Source organism: uncultured Dialister sp., from assembly GCA_900314595.1.
Lineage (GTDB): Bacteria > Bacillota > Negativicutes > Veillonellales > Dialisteraceae > Dialister.
On the sequence record OMVW01000057.1, the window covers coordinates 1 to 12,229 of the forward strand.

Sequence of the window (12,229 nt, forward strand, 5' to 3'; positions counted from 1 at the left end):
TTTTACCTAAAACGGAAGGCCCTTGCTATTCTTTTTTAGAAAAAGACCGATATTATCTAGGAAAACACAAGATTGTTAACTGCGAAGTTTGAGCTATTAACTTTTCTAACTGATTTTTCACCCTGCATGGCCCGAAAACCATTTGTGAAATTATTCCAGCTTCGCTGCTTCTTCTTTCAGTTCGAAGGATTCCAGCTGGTCTCCTTCCTTTACGTCTCTGTAGCTGTCGATGGCGATACCGCATTCAAAGCCTGCAGCCACTTCCTTCACATCATCCTTGAAACGGCGGAGGGACGCAATCTTTCCTTCGTGAATAACGATACCATCGCGGATGAGTCGGAGCTGGCAGGTGGAGGTGACTTTGCCGTCCTGTACATAGGAACCGGCAACGATGACTTTCGGCGTATGAATAACCTGACGGACTTCCGCATGGCCCAGGACGACTTCGCGGATTGTCGGAGCCAGCATGCCGGCCATAGCGGCCTTTACATCATCAATGCAGTCATAAATGACTCTGTACAGACGGATATCGACTCCGTCTTTTTCAGCCATAGCTCTTGCATTGGCATCCGGACGGACGTTGAAGCCGATAATGAGTGCCCTGGAAGCAGATGCCAGCATGACATCGGATTCATTGATAGCGCCTACAGCGGAATGAACGATGGAAATACGGACTTCATCACTCTTGATTCCCTGGAGGGACTGAACGAGCGCTTCTACAGAGCCCTGGACATCAGCCTTGATGATGACATCCAGTTCCTTCATTTCCCCTTCCTTAATCTTTTCAAAGATATTGTCCAGGGTAACCTTCTGTACGTTTCTCTGTTCTTCTTCCTTGGCTCTGGCTGCGCGGAGTTCGGCGATTTCTCTTGCTTTTCTTTCATCCATTACATAGAAATGGTCGCCTGCTTCCGGTACGCTGTCCATACCGAGGATTTCTGCCGGAGCGGAAGGTTCTGCATTTTTCAGTTTGCGTCCGTTTTCATTGGTCATGGCACGTACACGGCCCCAGCTCTTGCCGGCGAGGATTCCATCACCCACATGAAGGGTACCATTCTGTACGAGTACGCTCATCACAGGACCTCTGCCCTTATCCAGCTGGGCTTCGACAACTACGCCGTAAGCTTCACGATTCGGGTTGGCTTTCAATTCCTGTACTTCTGCCACGAGGAGGATATTTTCAAGAAGGTCATCCAGACCGATTTTCTTCTTTGCGGAAATAGGAGTCATAATGACATCGCCGCCCCATTCTTCGCAGAGGAGGCCTTCCTTGGAAAGTTCTTCCTTGATCCGGTCCGGGTTTGCACCGGGTTTATCAATCTTGTTGATGGCAACCATGATCGGTACGCCTGCATTCTTTGCATGGTGGATCGCTTCTACGGTCTGCGGCATAACTCCGTCATCGGCTGCTACGATGAGGACTGCAATATCGGTGATCTGGGCGCCGCGGGAACGCATGGCTGTGAATGCTTCGTGACCCGGGGTATCCAGGAATGTAATCTTGTGACCTTTGTAACGGAGCTGGTAGGCGCCGATTCTCTGGGTAATGCCGCCTGCTTCGTGCTGTGCCACATTGGTCTGGCGGAGAGCATCGAGAAGGGTGGTCTTGCCGTGATCGACGTGGCCCATGATGGTAACTACTGCCGGACGGGTTTTCAGGAATCTCGGGTCATCCTTGGCCGGAGTATATTCAGTCGGATCAGCTGCCTGCGGCGCTTCTTTGATCGTTACGCCAAATTCTTCTGCCAGGATTTCAATGGTATCCCTGTCAAGATTCTGGTTGATGGTGGCCATTACTCCGTCCATCATGAGGGCTTTAATGATTTCACTGACTTCGCGTCCGAAAAGTTCAGCCAGTTCTTTGACGGTTACGCTCGGCGGAAGTTCCACTTCTGTGGGGTAAGCGGCAGATTTCTTGTCAGCCATATGTTTTTTCTTCTTGTTGTTCTGGTTGAGAGAACGGGCCATGAGGGATCCGCCTTCTTTTTCTCTGCGGGAGCGTTCCCAGTCTTTCTTTGTCTTTTTCTTGGCCGGTTTTTCTCTTCTCTGTGCCGGAATAACCGGTGCTTCTTCTGCCGGTTCCGGTTTTGGCGCAGAACGTCTTTCCTGGCGGGGTCTGTCCTGCCTTTCCTGGCGCGGGCGTTCCGTCAGTTCTTCCGGATATTCGTATTCCGGGTGTTCCTGTCTGGCCGGACGGGCCGGGCGGTCCCCGAAACGGTCATTATTTCTTGCTGGGCGGGCATTACGATCTCCGAAGCGGTCTCCCTGTCTTCCCTGTCTGTCCCCCTGGCGGGCCGGACGGTCGCTGCTGCGGTTGTCGCGGCTGAAACGGTCATTTCTTTCCCTCCCGGGACGGTCTCCCTGGCGGGCATTGTCTCTCGGTCCTCTGGACGGACGGAAAGTGCGGTCTGCCGGACGGGAATCCTGGCGGGCTGCCGGTTTTTCCTCAGCTTTTGGAGCCGGTTTCACTTCCGCTTTAGGAGCCGGTTTCACTTCTGCCTTCGGAGCCGGTTTTGCTTCTGCCTTCGGAGCCGGTTTTGCTTCTGCCTTTGGGGCAGGCTTTACTTCTGCCTTTGGAGCCGGTTTTGCCTCTGCTTTCGGAGCCGGTTTCGGTTCTTCCGGCACGGAAATGGAGGAATAAGAGGATTTTCTTGCCCCATCCTGCTGTTTTCTGTCCGTCGGGCGGCCCTGCTGGTCGAAGCGGACGGTTCTCATGGGCGGGCGCTTCTTTTTCTTTACGGAAAATTCTTTTTCCAGCACTTCCCTTGCACTGTCATCTACCCCGGAAAGACGGCTGGTAACGTCAAAATTATGTTTCTTCAATATTTCAATGACTTCCCGGTCCGTTTTTCCAAACGTCCTGGCCAGTTCATATACTCTGGATTTTTTCTTCTGCATAAGCAGCCTCCCATCTATCTTTATTTCCGGCTGTCAATCTTATCCGCGATTGCCCTGCCGAAGCCTTTATCTGTAATCAGGGCGCATGTCCGGACGCCTTTGCCCAGGGCCTGCCCCAATCTTTCTTTCGTTCCAAATATTTTTATGGAAATATGAGCTCTTTCACAGGCCCTTGTATATTCGTCCTTTGTCCTTTCGGAACTGTCTTCCGTCAGCACCAGGAGGACTCCCTGTCTTTTTCTGATTCCTTCGGACACCTGTTCATTTCCGGAAAGAAGCCTTCCTGCCTTCATGCAGAGGCCAAGCATCCGGTAAACGGGCTCATCCATTTTCAACCTGCACCTTCAGTGCTTCGTATACATCTTTGGAAACAGGGCGCTTCAGGGATTTTTCCAGGCCATGGGTTTCATAGGCTTTGTTGAAGCATTCGATATCGTCACAGATGTACACGCCCCGGCCCGATTTCTTTCCGGTCCGGTCCACTTCGATGACCCCTGTAGGAAGGGCTACGATGCGGAGGAGCTCCTTCTTCGGCTTTAATTCGCCGCATCCCACGCATTTGCGCATGGGAATCTTTTTTACTTTCATTCAGCATCCTCCTCGCCGCCGGCCTCGATATCTCCGAGGATATCATCCTCTTCTTCCGCTTCGTCCTGGCCGAAGCCTTCTTCCTTCGCCTGGGTTTCGCTCTTGATATCGATCTTCCAGTTGGTCAGTTTCGCTGCCAGTCTTGCATTCTGACCGGCTTTACCGATAGCGAGGGACAGCTGGTAATCAGGAACAATGACATAGGAGGATTTTTCTTCTTCCCAGACGGAAACGGAAATAACCTTCGCCGGAGAAAGGGCATTGGCGATATAGATGGCCGGATCTTCATCCCAGCGGACAATATCGATCTTTTCATCATGCAGTTCGTTCACGATATTCTGGACTCTCTGGCCCTTCGGACCAACGCAGGCACCTACAGGGTCCACATTGGGGTCCATTGCGTAAACGGCAATCTTGGAGCGGGAGCCCGCTTCGCGGACTACATTCTTTATTTCCACAGTTCCGCTGTAGATTTCCGGTACTTCCAGTTCGAAAAGACGCTTCAGGAGGCCTGGGTGGGTTCTGGAAAGAATGATTTCCGGTCCCTTCGTGGTCTTTCTGACTTCCAGTACATAGCACTTAATCTTGTCATTGGGCTGGAAAGATTCTCCTTCGATCTGTTCCGCATAGGGAAGAATCCCTTCCACACGGCCCAGGTCCACGAATACGGTGCGGGATTCGGACCATTTGACAGTACCGGTAATGACATCTCCTTCACGGCCGGAGAATTCATCATAAATGGATCCTCTTTCAGCTTCGCGGAGTTTCTGGATCATCACCTGCTTGGCAGTCTGGGCAGCCACGCGTCCGAAATTCTTCGGGGTCACATCGATGCGGAGCATATCGCCTGCTTCATAGGAAGGATCGATCTTTTTTGCATCTTCCACAGTGATTTCATTGATAGCTTCCGGGGATTCCTCATCAATGGCTTCCACTACGGTCTTTTCAGAATAAATCCTGTAAACCCCGGTTTCACGGTTCAGGGTAACCGATGCCTTGCCATTGCTGCCGCTTTCCTTCTTGTAAGCGGTGAGCAGCACCAGCTCCAGTGCGTCAAATACTATATTTTCGTCCACTTTCTTCGCTTTAACCAGCGCATGGACTGCATCTATCAGAGTATCTGTCTGTTCGTTCTTGTCTTTCTTGCCTCTCACGATGAATTTTTCCTCCAGAGTTTAAAATGAAAAATGAAGTCTAACCTGAGAAATTTTATCTCTTCCAAGAGTCAGCTTTTCGCCCGATTCCATTTCCAGGAGCAGGGAGCCGTCTTCCGCAAGCCCTTCGAGCTTTGCCGTAAATGATTTGATTTTCGTTCCTTCAAGGGGGGCAAACAGCTTCACATCCACATCTTCGCCGGTGTAACGGATGAAATCTTTATCCTTCTTCAACACCCGGTCCAAGCCCGGTGAAGAAACTTCAAGCATGTAATTGTCAGGAATCAGGTCCTTTTCATCCAGAAGCGAGCCGGCCTTTTCACTGGCCGCCTGGCAGTCATCGAGGCCTACACCTCCAACCTTATCGATGAAAACCCGGAGAATCCAGTTTCTCTCCCGGACGTATTCCACATCCACGAGCTCCAGACCATCTTTCTCCAGTACCGGTTCCAGCAATTTTTCCACTGCTTCTTCGATTTCCCTGCGCGCCATATACCCTCCTTGTCCATAGTATAAGAAAGAGTGAGCCGCAGCTCACTCTACAGGAAACTCTATAAACACACATACCGATGTTATTATACCATATATTGTAAAGAGGGAAAAGGGATATTTTTTGAGCAGGGAATGTTTGTAAAAAATAGAAGAGATACACTTTTGAATCGGGAATATCGGGGCTCGGGAGTGTCGGGACTGTCGGGAAGGCGGCCGCCAAATTCATATGGCGGCCATTTTATATAGGCTTTATCCAAAAACGCTATAACATAAATGATTAAAAAGTCGGACCTCATCCCTATAAAACCTGGTAAATCCATTTCAATGAAATATGGCAGTTATTTTACCTGTCGTATTTCATTGAAATTAGTATTTCATCTGCAAAGCAGCTATGGAAATGAAATTCCTTCCCAGGCCCACCAATTTCGAAATTAAAAAATAATTTTTCAAAATAAAAGGAGGCGCCCATATAACTTTAAGGCGCCACCTTTACGAACCACGAATTACGAATCACGAACCACGATTCACACCAATTGGCTCTAACTATCAGCGCAAGCCTGACCGAAATCAATCCGGTATCTCCGGATTTTCGTACAGGTCTTCCAGGTCTTTTGCGAGGCGGCTGGTGATTTCTTTTTCAAAATCAGAAAGTGTCTTTGCATCGTACTGATGGATGATTCCCGGGATGCCCTGGGCGCGGAGTTCTCCGTAGTATTCGTTTCTATATATATTATAGAAAAATAATATGCCCGTATTCTTCTCTGCGCATTCGTAGGCGCAGATGATGTAGGAACCGTTCAGGCCCAGGAGAGGGCGATGGGGTTCGACGGTCCTTTTGTAGTGGCCAATGGTTTCCGGGAAGAACGGCTTGTAGTCCCAGACCATGAAGCCCTGGCCCCGCACCAGGATGGATACGTCTTCCCGGCGGATGAATTCTTTTTCTATGTATTTTGGGGTGAGGAGTTTCATATTTCTTTTATATTCTTCAAAGTCCCCGGTGATGAGCTCGATTTCCGAGAAAGTCACCATATGGAGGAAGGCTTTCACCATGTAGTCCATGGTTTCTTCGTCGAAAAGGGCCCGGATCTGCCAGCCGGTCTTTTCATCTTCCCAGCAGAAGGCGAAGTAAATGCGCCCTTCCTGCCGGTCCAGCCTTTTCAGCTTATATTCGCCGATTTGCGCCGGCAGTTCTTTTTCTATATCCCAGTCCAGGAATTTCTGCCGCCTTTCGGCTCTTTCTTTTTCCAGTTTATCATCTGCCACCGGCAGCCACCTTCTTTTCTTCTTCCAGCCGGTTCCGGTTGGAAACGACGGACTTTACGAATTCCCTCGTTTCAGGGAAAGGAATTTTTTCCACTTCCGAGAAAGTTTCAGTCCATTTGTTTTTCTCGATCCATTCATCCACATTGCCCCGGCCCGCATTGTAGGCAGCCAGCGCAAAAATTTCATTGTTTTTATATTTCTTCAAAAGGTAGTTCAGGTACCAGGCGCCAAGGGGGATATTCTGCTCCGGACTTTCCAGATTGTCCGACGGAAGGCCGCTCATTTCGGAAATCCAGTCTGCCGTTTCCGGCATGAGCTGCATCATGCCCACGGCCCCCACATGGGATTTGGCTTTTTCATTGAATTTGCTTTCCGTAAGGATCACCGCTTCCAGAAGGCTGGCGGAAATATGTTCTTCCTGGGCGCACTGCTGGATGGTGTGGGCTACTCTTTCACTGGGTCTGTACAGGAATCTGGGGGTCGTGAGCACCAGGGTCAGGACAGACAGAAAGACAAGCAGAAGGGTAAAGACCATCTTGCCGGTATTGCCGGGATGGCGCTGGACTTCATGCTTCTTCCTCTTCAGTGCAATTCTCATGGTTTCTCCTTACTTTGGAAATACGAATCCCGGTACATGCTTTAAAGCTTCCCGGACCTGTCTTCTCGTTTCTTCTATGGAATGGCTGTTATCGATGATTACATCTGCATAGTTCATCTTATTGGCCGTAGGCATCTGCTTTCCGATGCGTTCCAGCACCTGGGCGCGGGTGAAATTGTCCCGGCTCATGACTCTTTGAATCTGCACTTCCAGAGGCACTTCCACGATCCATACTTCTTCTACCCGGAGCTGCCAGGAAATTTCAAGAAGGAGCGGCATATCCAGCACCGCCACTTCATGGCCCTCCTCCTGGGCCCGGATGAGTTCCTGCCAGGTCCTGTGCCAGATGAAAGGATGAATGATGCTGTTTAATTTCTGCCGTTTCGCCTCATTGGTGAAAACGATTTCTCCCACTTTGAGGCGGTTCAGATTTCCGTCGGGCAGGAATATATCATCTCCGAAAGCTTCGCGGATTTTAACCATAGCCGGGCTTCCCGGGAAGACTGCTTCTCTGGCCAGTTTATCCCCGTCAATGACAGGAATGCCCAGTTCTTTCATATAGGAGGAAACCGTGGACTTTCCGCTGCCCACGCCTCCGGTCAATCCGATACGATACAACTCTTTACTCCTTTTACTTTATAGTCAAATCTGCTGCCAACGTTCTTCCCCAGGGGAAAGGGGCAAGGGATAAGGGAAAAGGGAAGGAAATGGTCCGCTTCGCGAACCAATCTTTTTATATAGGCCTTCGGCCCTGAATAAGGAAGTATCAGTCAGATGTGAAGAAATGATGATCGTTCCAGCCTCCGGCTATATTCAGGTCAATTACGTTACGCTTGTACCTTTTATCCCGCAATCGATGATTACCGCCGGATAGCCCCCTTCACCCGGCTTTGCCGGGAGCTTCCCCCGTTGGAGGACGCCACGCGTTGACCGCTATTCACGGTTCTTATTGCTCCGCAGTATCGAAAAAGACTTCCCCCACGAATACCTAAAAGCTCCAAGCTCGTTTGCCTCAAATCCTCATGTCGATCCGGCAGGCCACACGAATACCTAAAAGCTCCAGGCTCAAACGCCTCAAACCTTCATGTCGATCCGGCAGGCCATACGAATACCTAAAAGATACCTAAAAGCTCCCGGCTCAAACGCCTCAAACCTCCAAGTCGATCCGGCAGGCCACACGAATACCTAAAAGCTCCCGGCTCAAACGCCTCAAACCCTCAAGTCGTCCCGGAAGGCCCCACGAATACTTCAAAGTTCCAGGCTTAAACGCCTCAAACCCTCATGTCGAACCGGCAGGCCATACGAATACTCCAAAGCTCCCAGTGCGAATGCCTCAAATCCTCAAGTCGTCCCGGAAGGCCCCACGAATACTTCAAAGTCCCAGGCTCAGATGCATCAAATCTTCCAGCCGTTCCGGAAGGCAATTCGAATACTTCAAAGCTCCCAGTGCGAATGCCTCAACCCAGCCTGTCGAAAAGGCAGGCGAAAGGCTATTTCGTCTCCGCCCAGTTGGTCCCTTCGTTTACATCTGCCACCAGGGGCACTTTGAGGGTGACCACGGATTCCATGGTTTCTTTGAGAAGCCCTGCCACTTCTTCTTTTTCTTCATTCACCACTTCTGCCACCAGTTCATCGTGTACCTGGAGGAGGACCCGGCTTCTGAAGCCTCCTTTTTTCATCCGGTCGTACACTTCGATCATGGCCATTTTCATGATATCTGCGGCCGTTCCCTGGATGGGCGTATTCATGGCCGTACGCTCTGCAAAGGACCGGCGGTTGAAATTTTTGCTGCGGATATCCGGAAGTTCCCTGTACCGGCCGAAAAGGGTGACGGCCCGTCCCGTTTCCCTGGCTTTTTCCACCATCTCATTCATGAAGGAATGGATGGAAGGATACCTCTCGAAGTACCGGGCGATGTAATCGGCTGCCGCCTGGCGGGTGATGCCCAGCTGGCGGGCCAGGCCGAAGTCGGAAATCCCGTAAATGATACCGAAGTTGACTGCTTTTGCGTGGGAACGCTGCTCAGGAGTGACTTCCTCGAAAGGAATGCCCAGCACTTCGGCTGCCGTTCTCCGGTGAATATCTTCTTTATTGATAAATGCCCTGATTAAACTTTCGTCTCCCGACATATGGGCCAGAACCCGGAGTTCCACCTGGGAGTAATCGGAGGAAATAAAGCAGTCATAGCCGTCGCCCGGCACAAAGAGGGAGCGGATTTTCTTTCCTTCTTCCGTGCGGACAGGGATATTCTGCAGGTTCGGGTCCGACGAGGAGAGGCGCCCCGTGGCAGTGACCGTCTGGTTGAAGGACGTATGGATGCGTCCCGTATCCTTCCGGATCAATTGCGGCAGCGCTTCCAGGTAGGTGGAAATCAGTTTCGTCAGCGTCCGGTAGCGGAGGATATTTCCTACAAAGGGGTAGGAAACGGCCAGTTCTTCCAGCACGTCGGCCGCCGTGGAGTAGCCGGTCTTTGTCTTCTTCCCTGCGGGAAGGCCCATCTTTTCGAAGAGGATGTGCCCCAGCTGCTTGGGCGAATTGATATTGAACGATTCTCCCGCTTCCACAAAAATATCTTTCTGGCAGATGCGGACTTCTTTCTCCATTTCTTTTTTTACTTCGTCCCAGCGCTTCTGGTCCGTGGCGATGCCTGCTATTTCCATGGAGGAGAGGACTCTCACCAGTGGCTGCTCGATTTCGTCGAAGAGCTTTTCCACCCCGTTTTCGGAAAGTTTCTTCCTTGCCGGTTCATAAAGGGAAGCAAGGAAACGGGAAATACAGCAGCCCTTGTCCGCTTCCGACGGCATATCGTCGGGGAATATTTCCGGTTTTTCAAAGAGACCGGCCAAGTAAGAGAGCGGATAGGTCACCCTTGTGGGGTCAAGCAGGTAGGCGGCAATGGAAATATCAAAGAATGGAATATGGTCCGTGGGGAAATCGGACTCCATGAGGAGTTTCGAATCTTCGATGACCACCGCTTCTGCCTTTGCCAGCGATTCAGCGGCAGATTTCCACTGGTCCTTCTTGATCTCATAAGCCTTGTCATCTGCCGCAATGACTACGGATTCCGCCGAAAGGAATGGTTTCATCCCTGTAAGTTTCGCCCGGATGCCGCAGACTTTCCCTTCAAAGGAAATAGAAGGATCCCAGCTTTCCACCTTCGGAAGGGAATGCTCGTTTTCCACTTTTTTCTGCTCCGAAAGCATCCGGAAGCGGGGAAGCCTTGCAAATTCATCGAGCAGACGGATGCCCAGGGTAGAGAGGATTTTCCTCATTTCTTCGATATGAATGGGCTGCTTCATATCTTCGAGAGTCGTTTCCAGAGGCACATCCCGCTTAATGGTGGCCAGCTTGTAGGAAAGGTAGGCCATCTCTTTATTTTCAAGCAGTTTTTTCTTTCTGGCTCCCTTGATTTCTTCCACATGAGCGTAGAGATTGTCCAGGTCTTTGTATTCCGTCAGCAGCTGGAGGGCCGTCTTTTCACCGATTCCCGGGACCCCCGGAATGTTGTCCGCCGTATCCCCCATGAGGGCTTTGATGTCGATCACCTGGGAAGGGGTGATATGGTATTTTTCCATAATGGCCTCCGGAGTCATGCGGGCCATATTCGTAATCCCCTTCTGGGTGAGGAGGATCGTCGTCTGATCACTGGAAAGCTGGAGCGCATCCCGGTCTCCGGTGACAATATCCACAGGCAGTTCCTTTTCATAACGGGCCGAAAGGGTACCCAGCACATCGTCCCCTTCATAGCCGGGAATGCTGTACACAGCTACGCCCATAGTGCGGAGTACGTCGATAATCAGGTCAAACTGGGGCACCAGTTCATCAGGTGCCGGCTTTCTCGTGGCTTTATAGCCATCATACATTTCCGTCCGGAACGTGTGACGGTCCTTGTCGAAAGTGACCGCCATATATTCGGGGTCCAGATCTCTGTACAGGCCGAGAAGCATGCGGAGAAATCCGTAAATCGCATTCGTCGGCGTCCCATCCGGAGCCGTCATAGTCGGCGGCAGCGCATAAAACGCGCGAAAAAGCAGACTGCTTCCATCGATAATGACCAGTTTCTTTTCCATAAATTCCTCCTGCTTCCGGATTCAAGTTTCGTTAAAATAAAATGCGTATATTTTATTATATCATATATGGGTCTGTGACGTACGTGCCGGGTGCGGTTCGTGGCTATAGCGGGTTTCGTTCTTCGTTGTTCGTTCTTCGTTGTTCGGGGTTTGACGTACGTGCCCGCTGCGGTTCGTGGCTATAGCGATTTTCGTGGTTCGTGGTTCGTGAGTCGTGATTCGGGAGTTGACGTACGTGCTTGCCGCGATTTGTGGCTATAGCGGGTTTTGTTCTGCCCGGTTCGCGGCCACCGGACTTTATAAGTCAGTTCAGAATTTCCACAATCCACCCTTATAAGCGGGCATCGCGGCTTATATAGAAATATTCTATTAAAATTTGTTAAAATAAAAATCACTTTTTGTACTATATGGATAGAAGCGATGAGAAAGAGCTCTTGAGGAACTCTTCAGAAACCTGCCGGGCCTAACATATGAAGCAGGTGGAAGAGGGATTCATATATTCTCAAAGTTTCAAAAATGGCGCCAAAAAAACAAAAAATCCCCAGTCGAAAGGCAAAGGAAACTCAAAATTGAACGATTCATCACGAGATGACAAACTTTTCAGACCACCTCCGTCATACGGCAGCTCCGTCCCTGCGTGTCCAGGTCAAAGTCCCTGCAGCCGATTGATGATATTTGTCACGAAGATTTTCCCCTGCCCCAGGCTGGGGATTTTTTTGTGCAAATTCCGTTTTCCTTCTTCTTTTCATGCGGCTCCCTTTCCACTATGCTCTCCGGGCAGGATGGATCCTCCGGAGTAAGCATTTTCCTTTCTTTCCCAAATATATATAATAGAAATAAATAAACCTCTAAAGGAGACCACATGAAACCATACTATATCCTTCCCTTCTTCCTCTGCCTTATGGGGACGGCAGAGGCGGCGGAGACTTTCCACTTCCCGGAAATCGTGGTGACCGCTCAGCGGGTGCCAACGGTCAAAAAAGATATGCCCCAGTCCATGACCATCATCACGAAGGATGACATGGCCCGGAAAGGAGCGGGAAATCTCTCGGAAGCCCTTGAGGGGACCCTAAAATGGTCCTAGGAAATTGGACACGGGAAACTGGTATCCCCGAACATAGGACAGGGTAAACTGGAAAATCCCTTTGCCATGGACACTCTACTCC

Annotated in this window: 10 protein-coding genes; 1 reads left to right on the plus strand and 9 read right to left on the minus strand. The window is 50.5% G+C overall.

Translation table 11 applies throughout. From position 1 onward, the window contains the following. Positions 1-150 precede the first annotated feature (150 nt). The 9 genes from infB to polA form a co-directional block, all read right to left on the minus strand. Positions 151-2,898 carry a translation initiation factor IF-2 gene (infB, locus tag QZN42_RS09505; protein WP_296957051.1) on the minus strand — a complete coding sequence of 916 codons (2,748 nt, stop codon included), beginning with the start codon at positions 2,896-2,898 and terminating at the stop codon, positions 151-153. A gap of 20 nt (positions 2,899-2,918) precedes the next feature. Further along, a complete protein-coding gene (locus QZN42_RS09510) occupies positions 2,919-3,227 on the minus strand; it encodes a L7Ae/L30e/S12e/Gadd45 family ribosomal protein (RefSeq protein WP_296957053.1) in 309 nt (102 codons plus the stop codon). Next, positions 3,220-3,486: an RNase P modulator RnpM gene (locus QZN42_RS09515; protein WP_296957055.1), complete on the minus strand. Its 267-nt coding sequence runs from the start codon at positions 3,484-3,486 to the stop codon at positions 3,220-3,222. Before QZN42_RS09515 ends, QZN42_RS09510 begins: the two co-directional genes overlap by 8 nt. After that, a complete protein-coding gene (gene nusA / locus QZN42_RS09520; protein ID WP_296957067.1) occupies positions 3,483-4,601 on the minus strand; it encodes a transcription termination factor NusA in 1,119 nt (372 codons plus the stop codon). Before nusA ends, QZN42_RS09515 begins: the two co-directional genes overlap by 4 nt. A 60-nt stretch (positions 4,602-4,661) precedes the next feature. Continuing rightward, a complete protein-coding gene (gene rimP, locus QZN42_RS09525; protein WP_296957057.1) occupies positions 4,662-5,132 on the minus strand; it encodes a ribosome maturation factor RimP in 471 nt (156 codons plus the stop codon). A gap of 567 nt (positions 5,133-5,699) precedes the next feature. Next, a complete protein-coding gene (locus QZN42_RS09530) occupies positions 5,700-6,395 on the minus strand; it encodes a hypothetical protein (RefSeq protein ID WP_296957059.1) in 696 nt (231 codons plus the stop codon). Further along, positions 6,385-6,993 (minus strand): lytic transglycosylase domain-containing protein, encoded by a 609-nt coding sequence (locus QZN42_RS09535; protein ID WP_296957061.1) that lies wholly within the window; start codon positions 6,991-6,993, stop codon positions 6,385-6,387. Before QZN42_RS09535 ends, QZN42_RS09530 begins: the two co-directional genes overlap by 11 nt. Positions 6,994-7,002: 9 nt before the next feature. Further along, entirely contained in the window at positions 7,003-7,611 is a 609-nt protein-coding gene (gene coaE, locus QZN42_RS09540; RefSeq protein ID WP_296957062.1) for a dephospho-CoA kinase, read from the minus strand. A gap of 872 nt (positions 7,612-8,483) precedes the next feature. Further along, entirely contained in the window at positions 8,484-11,063 is a 2,580-nt protein-coding gene (gene polA / locus QZN42_RS09545) for a DNA polymerase I (RefSeq protein WP_296957064.1), read from the minus strand. 862 nt (positions 11,064-11,925) lie between these two features. On the opposite strand from polA, the gene QZN42_RS09550 reads away from it, so the two are divergent. Then, a complete protein-coding gene (locus tag QZN42_RS09550) occupies positions 11,926-12,147 on the plus strand; it encodes a hypothetical protein (protein WP_296957065.1) in 222 nt (73 codons plus the stop codon). Positions 12,148-12,229: the final 82 nt, after the last annotated feature.

Coding starts and splice junctions, on each gene's coding strand:
- infB (WP_296957051.1), bottom strand. CDS start 2,898: ATGCAGAAGAAAAAATCCAGAGTATATGAACTGGCCAGGACGTTTGGA.
- QZN42_RS09510 (WP_296957053.1), bottom strand. CDS start 3,227: ATGGATGAGCCCGTTTACCGGATGCTTGGCCTCTGCATGAAGGCAGGA.
- QZN42_RS09515 (WP_296957055.1), bottom strand. CDS start 3,486: ATGAAAGTAAAAAAGATTCCCATGCGCAAATGCGTGGGATGCGGCGAA.
- rimP (WP_296957057.1), bottom strand. CDS start 5,132: ATGGCGCGCAGGGAAATCGAAGAAGCAGTGGAAAAATTGCTGGAACCG.
- QZN42_RS09535 (WP_296957061.1), bottom strand. CDS start 6,993: ATGAGAATTGCACTGAAGAGGAAGAAGCATGAAGTCCAGCGCCATCCC.
- polA (WP_296957064.1), bottom strand. CDS start 11,063: ATGGAAAAGAAACTGGTCATTATCGATGGAAGCAGTCTGCTTTTTCGC.
- QZN42_RS09550 (WP_296957065.1), top strand. CDS start 11,926: ATGAAACCATACTATATCCTTCCCTTCTTCCTCTGCCTTATGGGGACG.